Raw genomic sequence first — 20,215 nt, 5'->3', positions numbered from 1 at the left:
TGCGGCGGTCCGAACCGCCCGTACATGTGACATTTCCGCGCGCCGCGACGCTGCTCGGCGTGGGGGCACGGACACGGTGAACCGTGTCGCACCGGCACGAATGGGAGAGCGTGGGCCGAGGAGGAGAACCGCGTCGCGCGCAGGCGCACGACGAGGAGCTTGGCGCGGCTGTCGCGCGGGCGCAGGAGGGGGACGAGGCGGCCTTCGCGGTCGCCTACCGGCTCGTGCAGCCGGGGCTCCTCGGCTATCTGCGGGGGCTCGTCGGCCACGACGGTGAGACCGCGGAGGACGTGGCGGCCGAGGCCTGGCTGGAGATCGCGCGGGACCTGGGGCGGTTCCGCGGCGACGGGGCGGGCTTCCGGGGCTGGACGGCGACCATCGCACGGCACCGGGCCCTGGACCATCTGCGCCGCCAGAAGGTACGGCCGCGGCCGTCCGCCCTGGAACAGGACATGCTCGAACTTCCCGGACCGCACAGCACCTCGGGCCAGGCCCTGGAGGCGATCTCCACGGAGCAGGCGCTCGCGCTGATCGCGGGGCTGCCGCGCGATCAGGCGGAGGCGGTGCTGCTGCGGGTCGTCGTCGGCCTGGACGCGCCGGCCGCGGCCCGCGTCCTCGGCAAGCGCCCGGGGGCCGTGCGGACGGCCGCTTACCGGGGGCTCAAGCGGCTTGCCGAGCAGTTGGGCGCGGCGCGGGGTGTGACGGATGACGGGTCCGGTCCGCTGGGGGAGTCGAGATGACTCGGGAGTCAGGATGGACGTGAAGGATCCCTTCGGGAGTGAGGAGCCCCCCGGGGGTGAGCCGGCCCTCGACGTACTGCTCGGCGCCGCGGTGCGGGCCGGTCGCGTCGACCCGGAGTCGCAGCGCGCGGCGGTCGAGGCGTTCCGCTGCGCGCGGGACGGGGACGGCCGCCGGGCCCGCACCCGCCGCCGCGACGACTGGCGCCCCAGGCCGCGCCGCTTCGGCACCCTCGCCTCGCTGCGGGCGGCGGCGGGCGCGCTCCTGGCGACGGCGCTGCTTGGCGGCGTGGCGCTGGCGTCCATCGGTACGTCCGGTACGTCCGGCCCTTCGACGCCGCCGACGAAGACGCCGACTCCGCCGCCGACGACACGCGGCGAGAGCGCACAGCCGACGCGGGCGACCCCGCCGAGGCCTCCGGGCGAACCCCCGTCCCAGGACAAGGGAAAGCCCCCGGCCAAGGACAACAAGGGGAAGGGCAAGGAGAAGGGGAAACACCCCGGCAAGGGCAAGGCCAAGGGAAAGAACAAGGCGAAGAACGCGCACTGATGCGTCTGCGGGTGCGTCGTGGCCGGGCGCGCAGAAGAAATTCCGCCGAGGCCCCGCCAAGGTGAGCGGCCGGGGTCGCCACCCCCCACAGGAGAGACCCCGGCCGTCACGCGGACGGACCGCACGCGGCCCGTACTCCCTTCAGCGCCGCGCGTGCGTTTTCTGTCACACCGCGTTCTGTCACGCGCTAGTTGCGCGTTGTACCAAACATGGACGGGAGCCCACTTCAGCCCGTAGCGTGCTGCTTCGCGCCAGGCAGCGGAGTCAGGACCGCGGCCGGTGGAGGCGCCTAGGGAGAAGTTGTGCTGGGGGACGACGCGGAACTGACCGCCGCGGTGCTTGCGGCACAGGACGGGGACGAGACCGCGTTCCGGACTGTGTACCGCGCTGTGCACCCGCGGCTGCTCGGCTACGTACGGACGCTGGTCGGAGACCCGGACGCGGAGGACGTCGCGTCCGAGGCCTGGCTGCAGATAGCCCGTGACCTGGACCGGTTCAGCGGCGACGCGGACCGGTTCCGGGGCTGGGCCGCGCGCATCGCGCGCAACCGCGCGCTCGACCACATACGGATGCGCGGCCGCCGCCCGGCGATAGGCGGCGACGAGACCGAGCTGACCGGAAAACCGGGCGACGCGGACACCGCGGGCGAGGCGATGGAGTCCCTCGCCACCGGCGACGCCCTCGCCCTGATAGCCAAGCTTCCGCAGGACCAGGCCGAGGCGGTCGTACTGCGCGTGGTCGTCGGACTCGACGCCAAGAGCGCGGCGCAGACCCTCGGCAAGAGACCCGGAGCGGTCCGTACGGCCGCGCACCGGGGCCTGAAGCGGCTCGCGGAGCTGCTCGGCGCGGAGGGCCCGATGAACCCGGACGCCCTGGACGCCGTACCTCCCCAGAGAGAGCCGCGTGGGCGCGCGGTGACATCCGCCGGTGTGACGGAATCGCGTGCGCGGGCGCAGAAGGACATGTGATGGCCGACGAGGATTACAGGTGGCTGGACCGCGACGCGGCGGAGCGTTTGCTGAGCGGTGAGTCCTTCGACGGTGCCGACCATCACACGCGGGAGCGGGCCGAGCGGCTCGCCAAGACGCTGGGCGCGCTGACCGCGGACGAGCGGGTGCTCGCCGGTCCCCCCGGCGATCTCTCCGCCGAACTCCCCGGTGAAGAGGCGGCGATGGCCGCCTTCCGGGAGGCCCGTGCCGCTTCCGCGGGGGCCTCGTCTACGCGCGTGGGAGCGGCCGCGGCGGCTGCCGGATCCGGGGAGACCGTACGCATCGGAGGGGCCCCCGCGCCGGGCCGCCCGACCCGCTGGGCCCGCCCCGTCCGCTTCGGGCTTGCCGCCGTGCTCGCGGGCTGCATGATCGGCGGCGTCGCCGTCGCGGCCGGCACGGGCGTGCTGCCCTCGCCGTTCGGCAGCCGGGACGACCAGGGCCCCGCGGCCTCCGCGTCGCCCGTGGCGCCGCCGCAGCCCCTGGAGTCGGCGACGGGCGGCGCGAGCACCCCGCCGGACGTGGAGCCGGACGACGCGCACACCACGCCGGACGGCACCTCGCGCGAGCCGGGCAGCAGCGCCCCGCCGCAGTCGCCGGAGGCCACCGGCGGGCCGCAGGACGGCGCCACCTCGCAGCCGGGGACCGGCAGCGGGGACACGCGGCGCGAGGACGAGGCGAAGACCTGGCGCAGACAGGTGATCGCCGCCTGCCGCGACCACCGCGACGGCGACCTCAAGGGCGAGAAGAAGCGCCGCCTGGAGAAGCTGCTCGGCGGCTCCGAGGGCATCACCGAGGCCTGCGACCGGCTGCTCGGCGGCGGCGACCGCCAGGGCGACGGCAGCGGTGGCAACGGGGGCGGCGAAGACGACGACGGCGGCGACGGCGGCGACAAAGACGACGACGGATCGTCCGGCGGCGGCAACGAACACGAGGGCAACGGCGGCAACAGGGTCCCGCCGGTCATCTCCCCGACGTACCCGCAGACGAAGCCCACGCCGACCGCGTCGTACAGCGCCCAGCCGCAGCTGCCGTCGTCTCCGACGCCGACGCAGTCCTGAACCGTCGGACGTCCGGCACCTCTGGGCAGGTCCCCTCAGGCAGGTCCCCTCAGGCAGGTCTCCGACCTGCCTTTTCGCAGTTCAGGGCGGTGTTTAGAACGCGGCTCCATCCCCGGTGTGACGTTTTTGGAAGCAGCGACGCAGTAAGAAGTGAGCCGACTGGTCATCGGCCCGCGCACGAGCCGGGGGTTCCCCCCGTACCTTTGGCTCTGTGCCACCAGCGTGGGCGGGAGACGTTCCCCCGATCCCGCCCACGCTGCCTAATCCTTGTAGACGACGACCTTGTCGCCATTCCTGACCTGCGCGAACAGGCTCGCGATCTTCTTCTCGTCGCGTACGTTCACACAGCCGTGCGAGGCACCGTTGTAGCCGGTCGCCGCGAAGTCCGACGAGTAGTGCACGGCCTGGCCGCCGCTGAAGAACATCGCGTACGGCATGGCGGTGTCGTACAGCGTCGAGACGTGGTGCCGGGACTTCCAGTACACCTCGAAGGCGCCGTCGCGGGTCGGCGTGTACTGCGAGCCGAACCGCACGTCCATCGTCGAGACGGCCTTGCCGTCGATCATCCAGGTCAGCGTGCGGCTCGCCTTGCTGATGCACAGGACGCGGCCCGTCATACAGCGCGGATCGGGCTTCGACGGCGGGATGCCGCCGCCGGAGTAGAGCTCGAACTTCGTCGGCTTCCGCGTCATGCCGAGCAGCTTCTGCCAGGTCACGGAGTCGGTCGTACCGGTGCGGGGCAGTCCCCGCTTGCCCTGGAAGCCCTTGACCGCGGAGGCGGTGGCGGCGTCGTACTTCCCCGAAGGGTTCTCGAAGAACCAGGCGATCTGCCGCAGCCGGGCCTGCAGCTCACGGACGTCTGAACCGCTCCCGCCCCGGTCCATGAGGGTCTTCGGGGCGGGCTTGGGCTTGGGCTTGGGCGTCGAGGACGGCGCATCGGACCGCTCGCCCCCGCTGCCGTTCTTGTCGTCGCCCTTCCCTCCGCCTTTCTCCCCGGTGGGCGAGATCCGCACCGGCGGAGCCTTCCCGTCCGTGTTCACGGCCTGCGCCGTACATCCCGTGACCAGGGCGGCGGCCACGACCACCGCCCCCGCAGATATCGCACCCTTGCCCATGAAGACCCCCGTGTTCGATTGACAGACCTGCCAGAAATGTTCCCGCGAGTGACCGTCCCTGAACGTTGCCGCATGCTGGAGGCAGCCCACCAGTAGGAGGCGGCGAGAGATGTCCCACGAGCCCCGCGAGTCCGAGTCGGGACTGCCCATCGAGCCCGTGTACGGCCCCGAGGCCCTGGCCGGCTGGGACCCCGCGCAGAAGCTGGGCGCGCCCGGCGGCTATCCCTACACGCGCGGCGTGTACCCCTCGATGTACACCGGCCGGCCCTGGACGATGCGGCAGTACGCCGGCTTCGGCACGGCCGTGGAGTCGAACGCGCGCTACAAGCAGCTGATCGCGAACGGCACGACCGGCCTCTCGGTCGCCTTCGACCTGCCCACCCAGATGGGCCACGACAGCGACGCGCCGCTCGCGCACGGCGAGGTCGGCAAGGTCGGGGTCGCGATCGACTCGGTGGACGACATGCGGGTCCTGTTCGACGGCATCCCGCTGGACCAGGTCTCGACGTCGATGACGATCAACGCCCCGGCGGCGCTGCTGCTCCTCATGTACGAGCTGGTGGGCGAGGAGCAGGGGGTCGAGGCAGGCAGGCTGACGGGCACGATCCAGAACGACGTACTGAAGGAGTACATCGCCCGCGGCACGTACATTTTCCCGCCCAAGCCGTCCCTGCGTCTGATCGCGGACATCTTCAAGTACTGCGGCGCCGAGATCCCGAAGTGGAACACCATCTCGATCTCCGGCTATCACATGGCGGAGGCGGGGGCGACGCCCGCGCAGGAGATCGCGTTCACGCTGGCCGACGGCATCGAGTACGTACGCACCGCGGTGGCGGCCGGCATGGACGTGGACGACTTCGCGCCCCGGCTCTCCTTCTTCTTCGTGGCGCGTACGACCCTCCTTGAGGAGGTCGCCAAGTTCCGTGCCGCCAGGCGCATCTGGGCCCGAGTGATGCGCGAGGAGTTCGGCGCGAAGAACCCCAAGTCCATGATGCTGCGCTTCCACACCCAGACGGCCGGGGTCCAGCTCACCGCCCAGCAGCCCGAGGTGAACCTGGTCCGGGTCGCGGTGCAGGGCCTGGGCGCGGTGCTCGGCGGCACCCAGTCGCTGCACACCAACTCCTTCGACGAGGCGATCGCCCTGCCGACCGACAAGAGCGCGCGCCTCGCCCTGCGCACGCAGCAGGTGCTGGCCCATGAGACGGACGTGACCGCCACGGTCGACCCGTTCGCGGGTTCGTACGTCGTCGAGAAGATGACGGACGACGTGGAGGCGGCGGCGCTCGACCTGATGCGCCGGGTCGAGGACCTGGGCGGCGCGGTGGCCGCGATCGAGCAGGGCTTCCAGAAGGGCGAGATCGAGCGCAGCGCCTACCGCATCGCCCAGGAGACCGACTCCGGAGAGCGCGTGGTGGTCGGCGTCAACCGCTTCCAGCTGGATGCGGAGGACCCCTACGAGCCCCTCCGGGTGGACCCCGCCATCGAGTCCCAGCAGGCAGCCCGCCTGGCGAAGCTGCGCGCGTCCCGGGACCAGTCGGCGGTCGACACGGCCCTCGCCGCCCTCCAGGACGCGGCGAAGGGCGAGACGAACGTCCTCTACCCGATGAAGGACGCGCTGCGGGCACGGGCGACGGTGGGCGAGGTGTGCGACGCGCTGCGGGAGGTGTGGGGGGTGCATGTGCCGGTGGACGCGTTCTGAGGGAACGGGGACGGCAGTCTTCTGAAGGGTTCGGTGTCCGGTGAGCGGACGGCAGTGACCGCTGTCGTAGGGGCGTGCGACACTCCGCTCATGCTGGGTGTCATCGATCTTCCGACCTATCTCGCGGGCCTCGCCCTGATCATTCTGCTGCCGGGGCCGAACTCGCTGTATGTGCTCTCCGTCGCCGCGCGGCGCGGCATACGCACCGGTTATACGGCCGCGGCGGGCGTCTGGTGCGGCGACACGGTGCTGATGACGCTGTCCGCCGCCGGTGTCGCCTCGCTGCTCCAGGCCAACGCCCTGCTCTTCGGGATCGTGAAGTACGCGGGCGCCGGGTATCTGACCTGGCTCGCGGTCGGGATGCTGCGGGCCGCGTGGGGCATGTGGCGGGCGCGCCGGGACCCGGTCGCCGAGCGGGGCGCCGAGGAGCAGGAGGGCTCGGCCGAGCGCCCGTTCCGCAGGGCGCTGGTGATCAGCCTGCTCAACCCGAAGGCGATCCTCTTCTTCATCGCCTTCTTCGTGCAGTTCGTCGATCCCGGTTACGCCTATCCCGCGCTGTCGTTCCTCGTGCTCGGGGTCCTCGCCCAGGTGGCGAGCGTGCTCTACCTGACGGCGCTGATCTTCAGCGGCACGAAGCTTTCGGCCGCCTTCCGCCGCCGCAAGCGGCTCTCGGCGGGAGCCACTTCGGCGGCGGGTGCGCTGTTCCTCGGGTTCGCGGTGAAGCTGTCGCTCGCCAGTGGGTGAGTGCTGCCTCAGTGGTGCCAGGCCTCCCCGCCCACGTTGTGGATCATGCGCTGGAGCACCTTGAGGGTGCGGATGTACTCCTCGTCCGAGATGCCCTCGTGGATCTCCGAGCGCAGCTTCTGCTGGCGCGCGGCGGTGGTGTCGCGCAGGGTGCGGCCCTCCTCCGTGATGCGGATGCGGCCCGTGCCGTGCTCGGTCAGCAGTCCGCGGGCGCGCAGGGCGAGGATGTCGTGCTGCAGCTTGCCGTCGCCGACGTCGAGGTAGCCGCGCAGGATGCCCACGACGTCGGCCTCGGCGCGCCCGCCGTCCGCGTCGGCGTCGACGAGCTGGTTGAGGATCCACCACTGCGGCTGGGTGAGGCCGCACTCGGCGAGCAGGGTGCGGATGTGGTGGACGACGGCCGCGCCGGTCGCCGATGCCCAGTAGCCGATGGGCTGGGTGATCAGGTCTTCGTCGCTGTGGGAGTAAGTGAAGGCGTCGGCAACGGTGTTCGTGGAGTTCGTGGTGTTCGTCATGGGTAAGAACGTAGGACCTCAAGTTTGGTTGAGGTCAAGCGCCGAATTCGCGGACGACATCAACTGAGGCCCAGGGCGAGCCCCGCGTACTCCTTCAGCCCGCTCGCGTCGTCCCCCGCCCACGCCACGTACCCGTCGGGGCGGACCAGGAAGACGCCGGTGCCGTAGGGCGCGTACGCGGGAATGCGGTGTACGTGGATCAACTCGTCGTCCAGCGACGGGAGCCCGGTGTCCGTGCCGACCGCGAGCAGCGTGAAGTGCGGCCCCCGGAACGCGTCGAACAGCCGCCCCGCACCGCCGCCGCGCGGCCCGTCCGGCGCCCGGTCGCCCGCCCGCAGCGCCCCCTCCGCGAGGCCGGTGCGCGTCTCCGAGGTCAGCGGGCCGCCCCGGTAGCCGAGCCCGAGCTGCCGGGTGGCCGCGCCGCGCCGCTCCTCGCCCCGGTGGATACGGGTCGACAGGCCGAGCATCTGCGCGGCCACCGGCAGCCGCTCCTCCTCATAGGTGTCGAGCAGGGCATCCGGCGCGCCCCCGCGCAGCACCGCGCCCAGCTTCCAGCCCAGGTTGTACGCGTCCTGCACGCTGGTGTTGAGCCCCTGCCCGCCCGCCGGCGAGTGCACGTGCGCCGAGTCCCCGGCCAGGAACACCCGGCCCGCGCGGAAGCGGTCCGCGAGCGCCGCGCGGGGCCGGAAGTCGGAGGCCCAGCGCACCTCGGTCACGTCGGCGGCGGTGAGATGGGTGCGGGCGGCGACGACCGCGCGTACGCCTTCGAGCGAGGTGTCCGGGTCCGTCCCGTCCGTGAACTGCGCCGTCAACTGGAAGTCGTCCGTACCCGGCAGCGGGCACATCGCCAGGAAGCCCGCGCCCTCGGCGGTCGGCGGGAACATGTGCCAGTTGTCGCGGTCGAGCGCGGGAACCCGGATGTCCGCGACCAGGATCGGGTTCGGGTCCACCGTCTCGCCGGTCATGCCGATGCCGAGCGCCGCCCGCACGGTGGACCGGCCGCCGTCCGCCGCCACGGCGTACGCGGCGCGCACCGTCCGGCCGTCCGTGAGGCGTGCCGTGACGCCCGCCGCGTCCTGGGCCAGCTCGGTCAGCCCGGCGCCGAACTCCACGTCCGCGCCGCCGAGTTCCTTGAGACGGGCGTACAGGAGTTCCTGCGTACGCCACTGGGGGAGCAGCAGCGGCGTCGCGTGCGGGGCGTCCGGCGTCGGCTCGACCGCGTCGAACATCCGGTGCTCGCCCTGCCGCTCGCCGTCCCGCCAGACCATCCCGACGGGGGCCGGGCCGCCCGCCGCGAGGGCCGCGTCGATGATCCCGAGGTCGTCGAAGACCTCCTGGGTGCGGGGCTGGATGCCCTTGCCGCGCGAGCCGGGGAAGAGGGCCGCCGCCCGCTCGACGACGCGGGCGCGCACCCCGCGCCGGGCCAGGTCGCAGGCCAGGGTCAGGCCGGTGGGACCGGCGCCGACGACGAGTACGTCCGTCCGTGCGTCCGGCGGTACGTCCGTAGGTACGTCCGTCACGAGAGTCTCCTTAACGCTGTTAAGTGCCATGCCCCGAGCCTGCGCTTAACGGTGTTAAATTGTCAAGGTGGCTACGACACCCCTGGACCGCACCCGCGTCGCGCGCACCGCCCTGAAGCTCCTGAACGAGACCGGCCTCGACGGGCTCTCGCTCCGTGCCATCGCCAAGGAGCTGGACGTCAAGGCGCCCGCCCTGTACTGGCACTTCAAGGACAAGCAGGCGCTGCTCGACGAGATGGCGACGGAGATGCTGCGCCGCATGAACGAGGAGCTCGTGGCCGAGCTGCTCCCCGGCACCGGCTGGCAGGAGGCCCTCACCGCCGCGATGCGCGGCCTGCGACGCCATCTGCTGAAGTACCGCGACGGCGCGAAGGTCTACAGCGGCACGCACTTCACCGACCTGTCGTACGCCGCCCCGATGGAGGCCCATCTGCGCACGCTCACCGAGGCGGGGTTCACGCCGGGCGGCGCGGCCCGCGCCTGGCTCACGGCGTACAGCTACACCATCGGCTTCGTGATCGAGGAGCAGTCCATGGGGCCCGACCCCGCGAAGGAGGAGGGCGGCTACGACCTGGCGGCCCGCGCCGAGCGCCTCGCCGCGTATCCGCTGGCGGCGGCGGCCGGTCAGGAGATGTTCCGTGACTACGACGGGGGCTTCGAGAAAGGGCTGACCGCTGTGGTGACCGGCATCGGGGCGACGCTGCGGGAATCGTAGGGTGGGGCCATGGACGAGAACCCGGGTGAGACGCTGGAACGGCTGGTCCAGGAGCTGGCGGACGCCATAGGCGAGGCCAGTGTGGTCATGGACGAGGCCCTCGACGTCGCCCGCGCGGTGGCGGACGACGCCGACGGCGGTGTCACTTCCGGGTCATGAGTCCCTTGCGGATCAGCGGCGTGAGCCGCTCCTCCACGAAACGGTTCAGCAGCCAGGCCAGGACCAGCATCGCGAGAACGGTCAGCGCGAACGTCGCGTACGACGGAATCCCGAGCCCCCGGTGCAGCGCCGCCACCGTCACCCAGCCCAGATGCTCGTGCACCAGGTAGAACGGGTAGGTCAGCGCCCCCGCCACCGTAAGCCACCGCCAGTCGACCCGGTGCAGCGCGCCGAGCGCGATCAGCAGGACGGCCGCGAAGCCCGCCGTCACGACGGCGATGATGCCGAACGACGTGCGGTAGGAGAAGAAGTCGGGGTCCGGCGCGTGCCAGAGCTGGGCGACCGCGTAGTGCTGGCCGATCAGCCAGCTCACCCCCACGATGCCCCACGCCGTGAGGTCCCGGCGGTCGCGGTGGACGAGGTAGATGCCGATGCCGCCGATGAAGAAGGGGGCGTACTCGGGCATCAGGACGAGGTCGAGCAGCGGCTCGTTCGCACCCTCCGCGACCGCGGCCGCCAGCGTCCACACCGCGCAGAACAGGATCACGCGGGCCCGGTTCGCGCCCGGCAGGACCACGCAGAGCGCGAAGAGGGCGTAGAAGCGCAGCTCGGCCCAGAGCGTCCAGCAGACCCCCAACACCCGGTCCACGCCCAGCGGTTGCTGGAGCATGGTGAGGTTCACGAGCGCGTCGCTGGGCGAGACCGCCTCGTACGTGACGACCGGCAGCGCGAAGACCGCCGTCACCAGGATGATCGCGGCCCAGTAGGAGGGGAAGAGCCGGGAGACGCGGGACGCGAAGAACGACCGCAGCGGACGGCCCCAGCCGCTCATGCAGATCACGAAGCCGCTGATGACGAAGAAGATCTGTACGCCGAGACAGCCGTACGCGAACCAGTCGTGCGCGGTGGGGAACTGGAGCTTTGGCGAGCTGCCCCACGCCTCGCTGACCTCGCCGTCACGGCCGCCGTAGTGGTACGCCGCGACCATCAGCGCCGCGACGAGCCGCAGCCCGTCGAGGGCGCGCAGGCGCGGTCGTGCACGCTTGGCGGCCGGGGCCGGAATCGTGCGCGTGAGACCGTCCGCTCCTGGGGAGTGCTTCGGGAGCGTGGAGGCGGGAGAACTCATCCGAGCGCGGTCCGCTTGATGGTCCGCTTGACCGACCGGGCACGGCGGGCGACCCGGCGCACGGCCGCGTTGCGCGGGATGAACGACAGCTGCGAGGGCAGCGCGCCGGGCAGCGCGAGCGCGGTGAGGCGGCGCCGCTTGAAGTAGCGCCAGGTGTGCGGCGACAGGTGCTGCGAGAGATAGCGCTCGGCGGCGGGCCTGCGGCGCGGGTAGATCTGCGGCTGCATGGCGAAGCCGACCGCGACGAGCAGCTCGCCCAACCGCGGTGTGGGCATGCCGGGTTGGCGGCCGGTGACGGCGCCCTTGTCGGCGAGGTCGGGAAGCAGCGCGTCCACGATCGTGACGGGTACGCGATTGCTGTTCTGGTAGGGCGCGAGGCGCTCCAGGAGGGTCTCCGTGCCGGTGCGGGCGACCGGCAGGCCGTACAGCTCGGACGCGGTGAGCAGCGCCGTGGAGAAGCAGCCGACGACGAGCGCGGGGCGCATCCGCTGGTACAGGACCTCGGCGAGCACCGGCGAGTCGAGGACGGTCAGCTCGACGCCGATCGCCTCCGCCTCCTTCTCCAGGAGCCGCGACCAGCGGGCGGGCGCGGTCGGGTGCGGTTTGAACACCACGCGGGTGTGGCCGAGTTCGGCGGCGCCGCGCACCATGCGGACGTGCAGCTCCTCTTCCTCCTCGGCGGTGAGGATGCCGAGCGCGGAGAGGTACTGGCCCAGGAGCAGGGCGGGTTCGGCGATGTCCGGGACGTCGGTCTCGGAGTCCGCGAGCTGGCCGAGCACCTTCATGAAGGCGTCCGTCGGCACGATCTCCGGGGGTACGCCGAACTCGGTCAGGAGCAGCGGGGTCAGGCCGGGCACCAGGTCCAGGTGGAGGAGGCGGCGTACGCGCGTGCCGACCAGCGGGTCGATCTTGTTGCGGGTCGGGCCGTAGCTCATCAGGCCGTCCGCGTAGACGTCCACGGGCGCGCCCGTGAAGATCTGCGCGAGGGCGAGCGCCGGATTGACCTGGATCGACTCGACGGCCAGCTCGATCTCGTCGTCACCGAGCTCCCACAGCAGCCGGAAGTACCGCTCCCACATCGGGATGTCGTCGGAGCGAGGGGACCAGCCGCCCGGATGAAAAGGGGAGATGGCCTCGTTCCAGGACCGCACCTCGTCGAACCGGTCGCGCAGCCGGGCGAACCCCGGCATCTCGTCCACGGCCACCGTCGTCTCCGGCGTCGCCGCGTTATTGCTGACCAGGAGGATCCGCCGGTCGGCGGGGCCGAAGCCGTCCGCGTCGATGGCGGCGGCCAGCGTCGCCGTGCCGTACAGCGTGGACGCCAGGAAGATCTGCGTCTTCGCCATTACGCGGCCACCTCCGCCGACACCGGGCGCCTGCGCAGACGGCGCAGCCGCGTCGCCCGCTGTATGTCCATGGAGTCGAGCGCGTCGTCGAGAACGCCCTGCGGCATCCGCTTCAGGGCGGCCGCGCTCATTGACTTCAATTTCCGCGCCACAGGTGGCTCGAACCTTTCGATGGATCCCAGATGGTGGGAAATGATCGCGCAGTAAGTACGGACTGCCTTCGGCAGGAGTTTGTCGGCGTCCCGGTCCTCGGCGGTTTCCCGGACGACCTGGTCGAATGCGCGAATAAAATCGAGCTGACGTACGTCGCCGATCTGTGTCAGCGACGAGGCGACGCCGCGCCGGTAGAACACACCGAGCAGACCCACCGCGGCGAAGGATTCCGCCTCGCGGTGCAGCCGCCAGATCCACGGCCGGTCCTCCGCCGTGCGCAGGCCGTCCGTGAAGTGCAGCAGGCCCCGGTCGGCGAGCCGCCGGTGGTAGATGCCCGCCCACGCGTACGCGTAGTCGACGGACGTCGAGCGGTCGGCGGGCAGGATCACCTCGCGCGGCGACATCGGCACCCCGCGCCGGCCGTGCGGCACCCGGTGGACGCTGCGCGCCCGCGCGGTGCACTGCACATGGTCGGTGCGCACGAAGTCGCAGCCCAACTGCTCGATGGAGTCGACCAGTTGGCTGTAATAGCCGGGCGCGAGCCAGTCGTCACCGTCCAGGAAGGTGAGGTACTCGCCGCGGGCCGCGTCAAGCCCCGTGTTGCGGGCGGTCGCCAGACCGCCGTTCGTCTCATGTCTGAGATGGACGGCGCCGGGCAGCTCGCGCGCGGCACGCTCCAGAATCTCTGGAGTCTCGTCCTTCGAACAGTCGTCGACGAGAATGAATTCGAAGTCGTCGCGCGCGTTCGCTCGCAGACTCTTCAAGGTGTCGGGCGCGTATTGCTGCACGTTGTAGAACGGCACGATGACGGAGAGCTTAACCACGTGGGTGACGTTAGGTGTCGGCCCGGCATTCGTCTTGACCGAAGGTGGGATGTCAGGTGAACGACGCATGGCGGAATGGTTAACCCGGCTCTGTACCTGCGGTTTCCCGGGCTGATTCGCCATTCGTCGGCATGCTGTTAACCGTTTGTTGCACCTGAGTTGGGCCGCGAATCGAAATGCCTTCCTAGCGTCCTCGTTGTGCCAGTAAGCAACAGCGGGACGACACGGATCACCGTGCTCGCCGACTCCGACACCCGGTGGAAATGGGGCGCGCTCACCGCGAGCCGCCTCACCGGCGGGGACCCGGACACGCGCCTCGACGGACGCCTCCTGAGAGGCCGGGCCACGCCCACCGTGCGACAGCTCGAAGAGGTCGGGGTGCGCGCGGACTCCCTGCGCGAGGTCACCGCGATCGAGTTCCTGCGCGAGGTCGAGCGCGAAGCCCCCGACGTCATCGTGCTCGCCCTCGTGGGCGGCGCGGTCCAGGCGGTCCTGCACGGACTCGCCCGGATAGCGGAGGAGCCCGCGGCCGGCCGGTCCGGCTCCGGCAAGCGTCCCGTCGTCGTCACCGGCTATGTCGGCGTCGTCTACGAGAAGCTCGCCGACGGACTGCTGCTGCGGCACGGCGCGGACGTCGTCCTCGCCAACTCCCGCCAGGACGCGGAGCGTTTCCGCGCCGTGTACGAGGGAGTGGGCGCCGACGCGTCGTCGGTGACGGAGGCCGCGCTGCCGTTCCTCGGCGGCGCCGCCTACCTCGAGAAGGACCCGAAGCGCGACCCGTACACCGTGGTCTTCGCCGCACAGCCCTCCGTACCGGAGAGCCGCGAGCAGCGGACGTACCTCCTCAGGCGCATGGTCGAGCACGCACGGCTGCACCCGGACCGCGAGGTCCTGATCAAGCTGCGCAGCAAGCCCGGCGAGCACACCACGCACATCGAGGAACTGCCCTACCAGAAGCTCGCCAAGGGCGAGGATCTGCCGCCCAACTGCCGTCTGGTGTACGGCAACATGGGCGAGGTCCTCGACCGCACGGACCTGCTCGTCACGGTCAGCTCCACCGCCGCGCTCGAATCCCTGCACCGCCGCATCCCCACCGCGGTCCTCACCGACCTCGGGGTGCGCGAGGCGCTCGGCAACCACCACTTCATCGGCTCCGGATGCCTGACGTCGTGGGACGAGATCGACGCGGGGCAGAGCCCCGAGGCCGCCCCGGAGTGGGTCGCGAGGCAGGGCGTCGCGCCGGACGGGACGTACGAGAAGGCCTTCGACGCGGCACGGGACCGGGTCACCGCGCTCCTCGCACAGCCCCAACTCCCCCCGATCGCCCCGTACTACAGCCTCACCACCGCCCCCGGATACCTCCCCGGCATCCTGGCCCGCCACCACCTCGGCCCGGACGGCGCCCCGCTGCCCGGCGCACCCGCCGCCGACCGCGAGCCGGGCCCGGTGCGCCAGGCCGTCCGCAGCGCGGCGCGCGGCGCCTACCGGCACGGCGTCCAGCGCGTGGCCCCCGTCATCCGACGGATGGGCGAGCTGTGATCCCCCACCCCTCTCAAGGAGCCCCCATGTCCCACCCCGACCCAGGGAGCGCGCCCGTACGCCGTGTCCTCGCCGTCATCCCGGCCCGCGGCGGCTCCAAGGGCGTACCCGCCAAGAACCTCGCCCCGGTCGGCGGTGTGCCGCTGGTGGCGCGGGCCATCCACGAGTGCCTGGCGGCGCGGCTCGTCACGGACGTCGTCGTCTCCACGGACGACCACGTGATCGCGGAGGCCGCGCGCTCGGCAGGCGCCGAAGTGGTGCTCCGCCCCGCCGCGATCGCCGGCGACACCGCGACCAGTGAGGCGGCCGTCCTGCACGCGATGGACGCCCACGAGGAGCTGCACAACGCCCCCGTGGACGTGGTCCTGCTCGTGCAGTGCACCAGCCCCTTCATCACCCGCGAGGACATCGACGGCGTGGTCGGCCCGATCGTGGACGGCGGCGCGGACACGGCACACACCGTGGCGCCCTTCCACGGCTTCGTCTGGCGGGACGCCGACGACGAGCCCAAGGCCCTGGACGCGCGCCGCACCGGCGAACTGGGTGGCACCACCAAGATCGCCAACTCCACGGCCACCGACGGCGGTTACGGCGTCAACCACGACAAGTCCTTCCGCCCGCGCCGCCAGGACCGCCCCCAGGACCTCCTGGAGACCGGCGCCGTCTACGGCATGGACGTGACAGGCTTCCGCGAGCACAAGCACCGCTTCTTCGGCCGCACGGAGCTGGTCCGCACCGACCCCGCGCGCGTCCTGGAGATCGACGACCCGCACGACCTCGCCCGCGCACGGGCGCTCGCGCCGCTCTTCGACTCCGGCCGGGCCGACGCGCTCCCGACCCGCGACGACATCGACGCGGTCGTACTCGACTTCGACGGCACCCAGACCGACGACAGGGTGCTGATCGACTCCGAAGGACGGGAATTCGTCTCCGTGCACCGCGGCGACGGACTCGGCATCGCCGCCCTGCGCGACGCGGGCATCCCGCTGCTGATCCTGTCCACGGAACAGAACCCGGTCGTCGCCGCGCGCGCCAGGAAGCTGAAGCTTCCCGTCCTGCACGGCATCGACCGCAAGGACCTCGCACTCAAGCAGTGGTGCGAGGAGCAGGGCATCGCTCCCGAGCGCGTGCTCTACGTCGGAAACGACGTCAACGACCTCCCGTGCTTCGGCCTCGTCGGCTGGCCCGTGGCGGTCGCGAGCGCCCACGACGTCGTACGCGGCGCCGCACGCGCGGTCACCGCTCTCCCCGGTGGTGACGGCGCGATCCGAGAGATCGCCGCATGGATCCTCGGCCCTTCCCTCAACAAGTAAGGAACGTTCCTCCCATGAGCTCCAACGCCTCCAACTCCCGTCTGCGCACCTTCGGTTCGAAGACCGCCGGTCCCGGTCAGCCCGTCTACATCACGGGTGAGATCGGCATCAACCACAACGGCGACCTCGAGAACGCCCTCGCCCTGATCGACGTCGCCGCCGACGCCGGCTGCGACGCGGTCAAGTTCCAGAAGCGCACCCCGGAGATCTGCACCCCGCGCGACCAGTGGGACATCGAGCGCGACACCCCCTGGGGCCGGATGACGTACATCGACTACCGCCACCGCGTGGAGTTCGGCGAGTCCGAGTACCAGGCCATCACCGACCACTGCGCCAAGCGCGGCATCGACTGGTTCGCGTCGCCGTGGGACACCGAGGCCGTCGCCTTCCTGGAGAAGTTCGACGTCCCCGCCCACAAGGTCGCCTCCGCGTCCCTGACGGACGACGAGCTGCTGCGCTCGCTCCGCGCCACGGGCCGCACGGTCATCCTCTCGACCGGCATGTCGACCCCGAAGCAGATCCGCCACGCGGTCGAGGTCCTCGGCTCGGACAACATCCTGCTCTGCCACGCCACGTCGACGTACCCGGCGAAGGCCGAGGAGCTGAACCTGCGCGTCATCAACACCCTCCAGCAGGAGTTCCCGAACGTCCCGATCGGCTACTCCGGCCACGAGACGGGCCTGCAGACCACGCTCGCCGCGGTCGCCCTCGGCGCCACCTTCGTCGAGCGCCACATCACCCTCGACCGCGCCATGTGGGGCTCGGACCAGGCCGCTTCCGTCGAGCCGCAGGGCCTGACGCGCCTCGTCCGCGACATCCGCACCATCGAGGCCTCCCTCGGTGACGGCGTCAAGCAGGTCTACGAGTCGGAGCTCGGCCCGATGAAGAAGCTGCGCCGCGTCGCGGGCGTCGTCGCCGAGGCCGAGGCGGCCGAGTCCGCCGAGCGCCAGCCGGTCGCGGTCTGAGCGGCGGCCTGACGCTCTTACCGGGCCTGCTGCCGGCCTCTTGCCGGGCCTCTCACCGGCACCGGCATGCACACCGGCACCGGTACGCACACCGGCACCGGTACGCACACCGGATCCGGTATTCACAAGGACAAGGACACGGTCATACGACGATGAGCCCCCGCTCCGGGCCGAAGGCCCCCACCGTCACGGCGCCGAACACCCTGGCGTTCGTCGAGAGCCCTGTGCAGCTCCTCAACGTCCTCGAGTGGGCGCATACGGCGGGCGCGAGCGGCCCGGCCGGGGGACTCACCGTCGTCGTCCTTTCCCCCAACGACCCCATGACCCGCGGCCAGTTGCGCCGCATGGCCCAACTCGCCCGCGACGAGGGCCTCAACGTCCGCTGGGAGGAGGCGCGCGGCGGCGCGACCGCTCCCTTCCACACGATCGGCGGCCTGACGGGCGCGCTCCGGTCGGCGGACCGGATAGTGATCGGCGACCCGTTCTCGCGGTACGTCCAGCTGCTGCTGACCATCACCAGGGCCCGCTCGCTGGTGGTGGTCGACGACGGCACGGCGACGATGGAGTTCATCTCCCAACTGGCCGCGGGTGAACGCCTGGTGCGCTGGCACCGCAGGGGAGGCCGTCCCGGCGTACGCGATCTGGCGTTCGCCCCGGTGTCCGCCTCGGCGCGGCGCCGCCTGACGCCGGGCGGGCGCCGGACGGTGGAGGTCTTCTCCTCGATGCCGATCGAGACGGCTCCGGAGGGAGTCGTCGTCACGGCCAACACCTTCGCCTGGACGCGGGAGCGGTTCGGTCCGCCGCGCGTCGCGAAGGGGGCGGACCTGGTGGGTACGTCCCTCGTGGAGACGGGCGTGGTGGACCCGGACCGCTACCTGGAGGCGGTCCGCACCCTGGCCCGCACCCATGGCGCGACACGCTATTTCGCCCACCGCCGCGAGAGTGCGGAGAAGCTCCACCGCCTGGCGGTGGAGACGGGCCTCCAGGTGGTCCGCCCCGACCTCCCCCTGGAACTGATCGCCCGCCGCGGCCCCATCGGCCGTACGATCCTCAGCTTCCCCTCGACGGTGGTCCACACCCTGCCGCTGGCCCTGGCAGGCACGGAGGTCCGCGTCGCGGTCTGCGACATCGACCCGGCGTGGCTGACGGAGAACGCGTCGCCGCGGGCGCAGGGATTCCTGTCCGGCGTGACGGGAACGGCCCGGGACGTGCACCGTCTTGCTTCGGTGGCGGCTGTCGCCGCGGGGGTGCGGGCCGGCGCCACGGCGTGAGAGCAGGTGACTGCGCCTGCCGGGACGTTTCGGGTGGGGCGGGTGTGGACTAGGCCGTGAGGTCGGCCTTGATCGCCGAGATGAGGGCGGCGAGTTGGGCCTGTCCGGTGGTGAGGATCTCTTCGGGGGTGTCGCTCTCTCGCAGGTGGATGGTTGGGGGGTGGGGGCCGGGGGCTATGTATACGCAGGAGGAACCTTCCTCGCTGTACGTGGACTTCTGCCAGTGCAGCTGCGGATTCCTCTTCGGCTTCAGCTCGGTCATGGATGTGCCTCTCACAGGTCCTGGGCGATCCGGTGGATGAGTTCGCGGGATTCGGCGGGAGCCAAGGAGACCTTCTCCAGGCGGTCCAGCACGAGCCGGTATTTCTCCAACTGTCCGACAGCATCGATGAATTCGCTGCCGTGCGCGGTGTCCAGCTGGACGGTGTCGAGTGCGGCGACAGGACCATGGGCGTAATCGACGCCGTGCCCGGTGGTGGGGAACGACGTGCCCCCGAAGGGGATGACGCGAAGCGTCAGGCCGGGTTGGTGGCTGACCTCGGCGAGGTGGTCGAGTTGGCCCTGCGCGACGTCCCGGCCGCCGAACTGCATGCGCAGCGCGGCCTCGTGGACGATCGCGGTGTACGGGAGTGGTGTCTCCCGGTGCAGTACCGCCTGCCGCTTGATGCGGTGCGAGACGCGGTACTCGATCTCGTGCGGCCGCAGGGCCGGGACGACTTCACGGAAGAGTGCGCGGGCGTGCTCGGGAGTCTGGAGCAGCCCCGGCACATTGATCACCTGCGCGACGCGCAACGCGGTGGCGTGCTGCTCCATCTCGGCGAGGTCCAGGAGGCGGGCGGGGAGTGTGTTCCGGTACTCCTCCCACCAGCCGCGTGTGCGGTCGGCGGCCATGGCTGCGAGCGCGTCGACAAAGGGCCGGTCGGCGCAGTCGTAGATCTGGGCGAGGGTGTGTACGCGGTCGGCGCTGACGCCGAACCGGTTGGCCTCGATATTGCTGACCTGGGCCTGGGTGGTCCCCAGCGCGCGGGCGGCCTCGACGGCGGTCATGCCCGCACGCTCTCGGAGCCGACGCAGCTCGACGCCGATGCGGAGGCGGCGAGCTGAGGGGGCGGTCCTGGGTGCCATGTCCTCGCTCCGTTTCGTACTCCTGGTGTGGTTGTCACCCACACGAGGGCAATAGCTGAAGGTTTTGCAGATCTCTGCAAAACCTTCAGTTCGCGCAGTCTACGGTTTGACCAAGCCGCCCAACTGGCCTTGCCCGTAAGCCGGAAGCGCATCGCTTGGTCACTCGCGACATGCCACCGCCCGGCACGGCCCCGAAGGGCGAACCGACCCCAGCCCTTCCGGAGACGTCCATGGTCACCGTCACGGTATCCCCGCCTGAGCCCTCCAACTGGCCCTCACCCGAAGTCTGGTCGTACGCCCTGAACTTGCCGCACGACCCCCGCGCTCCCCGCATCGCGCGCAGGACACTGCGGGCGGTGCTGTCCGCGTACCGCCTGGATCAACTGGCAGACACGGCAGAGCTCCTGGCTTCGGAACTGGTCACGAACGCGTTCCGCCACACGCAAGGCCCCTCCGCGCTACGTCTCCGCAACCTGGAAGGCGCCTACGGCGTACGCGTCGGCGTCTGGGACACGAACCCCCACATCCCACCCCCTTTCGACAGCCCCCCAACGGCCCTACGCCCCCTACCCCCAACATCCGAAACAGGCCGAGGCCTCCACCTCGTACGCCAGTGGGCAACAACATGGGGCGCCTACCCCTTGGGAGACGAACTGTTCGGCAAGAGGGGCAAGGTCCTGTGGGTGGAACTGACTCCTCCTGCCGACACGCACGTGCTGTGAGCGGGCTGGGGCCAGGGCGGCTACTTGGGG

21 protein-coding genes are annotated in these 20,215 nt (G+C 71.2%); 13 read left to right on the top strand and 8 right to left on the bottom strand.

Annotated elements, in window-relative coordinates:
- The first annotated feature begins 110 nt into the window (after positions 1–110).
- The 4 genes from ACIBKX_RS11865 to ACIBKX_RS11850 all read left to right on the top strand — a co-directional run bounded on the left by ACIBKX_RS11865 (position 111) and on the right by ACIBKX_RS11850 (position 3,334).
- Positions 111–740, top strand: coding sequence for an RNA polymerase sigma factor (locus ACIBKX_RS11865; protein ID WP_363276572.1), 630 nt, complete (start codon positions 111–113; stop codon positions 738–740).
- Between the two features lie 13 nt (positions 741–753).
- Positions 754–1,287, top strand: a complete 534-nt coding sequence (locus ACIBKX_RS11860) for a hypothetical protein (protein ID WP_363276546.1) — start codon at positions 754–756, stop codon at positions 1,285–1,287.
- A 302-nt stretch (positions 1,288–1,589) separates the two neighbouring features.
- Complete coding sequence (locus ACIBKX_RS11855) at positions 1,590–2,255, top strand: RNA polymerase sigma factor (protein ID WP_363276547.1); 666 nt, start codon at positions 1,590–1,592, stop codon at positions 2,253–2,255.
- Complete coding sequence (locus tag ACIBKX_RS11850; RefSeq protein WP_363276548.1) at positions 2,255–3,334, top strand: hypothetical protein; 1,080 nt, start codon at positions 2,255–2,257, stop codon at positions 3,332–3,334. The genes ACIBKX_RS11855 and ACIBKX_RS11850 overlap by 1 nt, the downstream gene beginning before the upstream one ends.
- 260 nt (positions 3,335–3,594) lie before the next feature.
- Here ACIBKX_RS11850 and ACIBKX_RS11845 read toward each other — a convergent pair whose 3' ends face one another.
- The gene (locus tag ACIBKX_RS11845; RefSeq protein WP_363276549.1) at positions 3,595–4,449 is read right to left on the bottom strand and encodes a L,D-transpeptidase family protein; all 855 of its coding nucleotides are present in this window, start codon (positions 4,447–4,449) and stop codon (positions 3,595–3,597) included.
- Between the two features lie 109 nt (positions 4,450–4,558).
- On the opposite strand from ACIBKX_RS11845, the gene ACIBKX_RS11840 reads away from it, so the two are divergent.
- Both ACIBKX_RS11840 and leuE read left to right on the top strand, forming a co-directional pair.
- The gene (locus tag ACIBKX_RS11840) at positions 4,559–6,148 is read left to right on the top strand and encodes a methylmalonyl-CoA mutase family protein (protein WP_363276550.1); all 1,590 of its coding nucleotides are present in this window, start codon (positions 4,559–4,561) and stop codon (positions 6,146–6,148) included.
- 90 nt (positions 6,149–6,238) lie between these two features.
- The gene (gene leuE / locus ACIBKX_RS11835; protein WP_363276551.1) at positions 6,239–6,892 is read left to right on the top strand and encodes a leucine efflux protein LeuE; all 654 of its coding nucleotides are present in this window, start codon (positions 6,239–6,241) and stop codon (positions 6,890–6,892) included.
- Between the two features lie 8 nt (positions 6,893–6,900).
- On the opposite strand, the gene ACIBKX_RS11830 is transcribed toward leuE, so the two are convergent.
- Both ACIBKX_RS11830 and ACIBKX_RS11825 read right to left on the bottom strand, forming a co-directional pair.
- Entirely contained in the window at positions 6,901–7,407 is a 507-nt protein-coding gene (locus ACIBKX_RS11830) for a MarR family winged helix-turn-helix transcriptional regulator (RefSeq protein ID WP_363276552.1), read from the bottom strand.
- A 59-nt stretch (positions 7,408–7,466) separates the two neighbouring features.
- Complete coding sequence (locus tag ACIBKX_RS11825; RefSeq protein ID WP_363276553.1) at positions 7,467–8,957, bottom strand: FAD-dependent oxidoreductase; 1,491 nt, start codon at positions 8,955–8,957, stop codon at positions 7,467–7,469.
- Between the two features lie 28 nt (positions 8,958–8,985).
- On the opposite strand from ACIBKX_RS11825, the gene ACIBKX_RS11820 reads away from it, so the two are divergent.
- The gene (locus ACIBKX_RS11820) at positions 8,986–9,642 is read left to right on the top strand and encodes a TetR/AcrR family transcriptional regulator C-terminal domain-containing protein (protein ID WP_399375781.1); all 657 of its coding nucleotides are present in this window, start codon (positions 8,986–8,988) and stop codon (positions 9,640–9,642) included.
- A 9-nt stretch (positions 9,643–9,651) separates the two neighbouring features.
- Complete coding sequence (locus ACIBKX_RS11815; RefSeq protein WP_363276555.1) at positions 9,652–9,801, top strand: hypothetical protein; 150 nt, start codon at positions 9,652–9,654, stop codon at positions 9,799–9,801.
- On the opposite strand, the gene ACIBKX_RS11810 is transcribed toward ACIBKX_RS11815, so the two are convergent.
- From ACIBKX_RS11810 to ACIBKX_RS11800, 3 genes are read right to left on the bottom strand one after another with little or no spacing between them, the layout of a single operon-like run.
- Positions 9,785–10,927, bottom strand: a complete 1,143-nt coding sequence (locus ACIBKX_RS11810; protein WP_363276556.1) for an acyltransferase — start codon at positions 10,925–10,927, stop codon at positions 9,785–9,787. The genes ACIBKX_RS11815 and ACIBKX_RS11810 overlap by 17 nt on opposite strands.
- The gene (locus tag ACIBKX_RS11805) at positions 10,924–12,273 is read right to left on the bottom strand and encodes an alpha-2,8-polysialyltransferase family protein (RefSeq protein ID WP_363276557.1); all 1,350 of its coding nucleotides are present in this window, start codon (positions 12,271–12,273) and stop codon (positions 10,924–10,926) included. Before ACIBKX_RS11805 ends, ACIBKX_RS11810 begins: the two co-directional genes overlap by 4 nt.
- Complete coding sequence (locus tag ACIBKX_RS11800; protein ID WP_363276558.1) at positions 12,273–13,250, bottom strand: glycosyltransferase family 2 protein; 978 nt, start codon at positions 13,248–13,250, stop codon at positions 12,273–12,275. Before ACIBKX_RS11800 ends, ACIBKX_RS11805 begins: the two co-directional genes overlap by 1 nt.
- Before the next feature lie 198 nt (positions 13,251–13,448).
- On the opposite strand from ACIBKX_RS11800, the gene ACIBKX_RS11795 reads away from it, so the two are divergent.
- From ACIBKX_RS11795 to ACIBKX_RS11780, 4 genes are all read left to right on the top strand, one after another.
- Complete coding sequence (locus ACIBKX_RS11795; protein WP_363276559.1) at positions 13,449–14,789, top strand: DUF6716 putative glycosyltransferase; 1,341 nt, start codon at positions 13,449–13,451, stop codon at positions 14,787–14,789.
- Between the two features lie 26 nt (positions 14,790–14,815).
- Positions 14,816–16,102: an N-acylneuraminate cytidylyltransferase gene (locus tag ACIBKX_RS11790; RefSeq protein ID WP_363276560.1), complete on the top strand. Its 1,287-nt coding sequence runs from the start codon at positions 14,816–14,818 to the stop codon at positions 16,100–16,102.
- 14 nt (positions 16,103–16,116) lie between these two features.
- On the top strand, positions 16,117–17,067 hold the full coding sequence (locus tag ACIBKX_RS11785) for an N-acetylneuraminate synthase family protein (RefSeq protein ID WP_363276561.1): 951 nt from the start codon (positions 16,117–16,119) through the stop codon (positions 17,065–17,067).
- A gap of 152 nt (positions 17,068–17,219) precedes the next feature.
- Positions 17,220–18,338, top strand: a complete 1,119-nt coding sequence (locus tag ACIBKX_RS11780; protein ID WP_363276562.1) for a hypothetical protein — start codon at positions 17,220–17,222, stop codon at positions 18,336–18,338.
- Between the two features lie 49 nt (positions 18,339–18,387).
- Here the strand turns inward: ACIBKX_RS11780 and ACIBKX_RS11775 are convergent, their stop codons facing one another.
- Both ACIBKX_RS11775 and ACIBKX_RS11770 read right to left on the bottom strand, forming a co-directional pair.
- Positions 18,388–18,600, bottom strand: a complete 213-nt coding sequence (locus ACIBKX_RS11775) for a DUF397 domain-containing protein (protein ID WP_363276563.1) — start codon at positions 18,598–18,600, stop codon at positions 18,388–18,390.
- A gap of 11 nt (positions 18,601–18,611) precedes the next feature.
- Positions 18,612–19,463, bottom strand: coding sequence for a helix-turn-helix transcriptional regulator (locus tag ACIBKX_RS11770; protein WP_363276564.1), 852 nt, complete (start codon positions 19,461–19,463; stop codon positions 18,612–18,614).
- A 170-nt stretch (positions 19,464–19,633) separates the two neighbouring features.
- Between ACIBKX_RS11770 and ACIBKX_RS11765 the strand changes: the two genes are divergently transcribed.
- Complete coding sequence (locus ACIBKX_RS11765; protein ID WP_399375741.1) at positions 19,634–20,185, top strand: ATP-binding protein; 552 nt, start codon at positions 19,634–19,636, stop codon at positions 20,183–20,185.
- Positions 20,186–20,215: the final 30 nt, after the last annotated feature.

This window comes from Streptomyces sp. NPDC050658 (genome assembly GCF_044457025.1).
Taxonomy (GTDB): domain Bacteria; phylum Actinomycetota; class Actinomycetes; order Streptomycetales; family Streptomycetaceae; genus Streptomyces.
This window is presented reverse-complemented; position numbering and strand designations above follow the sequence as displayed.

What these genes read in the sequence shown, in the direction of transcription:
- ACIBKX_RS11860 (WP_363276546.1), top strand. Translation starts at nt 754, where the DNA reads ATGGACGTGAAGGATCCCTTCGGGAGTGAGGAGCCCCCCGGGGGTGAG.
- ACIBKX_RS11850 (WP_363276548.1), top strand. Translation starts at nt 2,255, where the DNA reads ATGGCCGACGAGGATTACAGGTGGCTGGACCGCGACGCGGCGGAGCGT.
- ACIBKX_RS11845 (WP_363276549.1), bottom strand. Translation starts at nt 4,449, where the DNA reads ATGGGCAAGGGTGCGATATCTGCGGGGGCGGTGGTCGTGGCCGCCGCC.
- ACIBKX_RS11840 (WP_363276550.1), top strand. Translation starts at nt 4,559, where the DNA reads ATGTCCCACGAGCCCCGCGAGTCCGAGTCGGGACTGCCCATCGAGCCC.
- leuE (WP_363276551.1), top strand. Translation starts at nt 6,239, where the DNA reads ATGCTGGGTGTCATCGATCTTCCGACCTATCTCGCGGGCCTCGCCCTG.
- ACIBKX_RS11830 (WP_363276552.1), bottom strand. Translation starts at nt 7,407, where the DNA reads ATGACGAACACCACGAACTCCACGAACACCGTTGCCGACGCCTTCACT.
- ACIBKX_RS11825 (WP_363276553.1), bottom strand. Translation starts at nt 8,957, where the DNA reads ATGGCACTTAACAGCGTTAAGGAGACTCTCGTGACGGACGTACCTACG.
- ACIBKX_RS11815 (WP_363276555.1), top strand. Translation starts at nt 9,652, where the DNA reads ATGGACGAGAACCCGGGTGAGACGCTGGAACGGCTGGTCCAGGAGCTG.
- ACIBKX_RS11810 (WP_363276556.1), bottom strand. Translation starts at nt 10,927, where the DNA reads ATGAGTTCTCCCGCCTCCACGCTCCCGAAGCACTCCCCAGGAGCGGAC.
- ACIBKX_RS11805 (WP_363276557.1), bottom strand. Translation starts at nt 12,273, where the DNA reads ATGGCGAAGACGCAGATCTTCCTGGCGTCCACGCTGTACGGCACGGCG.
- ACIBKX_RS11790 (WP_363276560.1), top strand. Translation starts at nt 14,816, where the DNA reads ATGTCCCACCCCGACCCAGGGAGCGCGCCCGTACGCCGTGTCCTCGCC.
- ACIBKX_RS11785 (WP_363276561.1), top strand. Translation starts at nt 16,117, where the DNA reads ATGAGCTCCAACGCCTCCAACTCCCGTCTGCGCACCTTCGGTTCGAAG.
- ACIBKX_RS11780 (WP_363276562.1), top strand. Translation starts at nt 17,220, where the DNA reads ATGAGCCCCCGCTCCGGGCCGAAGGCCCCCACCGTCACGGCGCCGAAC.
- ACIBKX_RS11775 (WP_363276563.1), bottom strand. Translation starts at nt 18,600, where the DNA reads ATGACCGAGCTGAAGCCGAAGAGGAATCCGCAGCTGCACTGGCAGAAG.
- ACIBKX_RS11770 (WP_363276564.1), bottom strand. Translation starts at nt 19,463, where the DNA reads ATGGCACCCAGGACCGCCCCCTCAGCTCGCCGCCTCCGCATCGGCGTC.
- ACIBKX_RS11765 (WP_399375741.1), top strand. Translation starts at nt 19,634, where the DNA reads ATGCCACCGCCCGGCACGGCCCCGAAGGGCGAACCGACCCCAGCCCTT.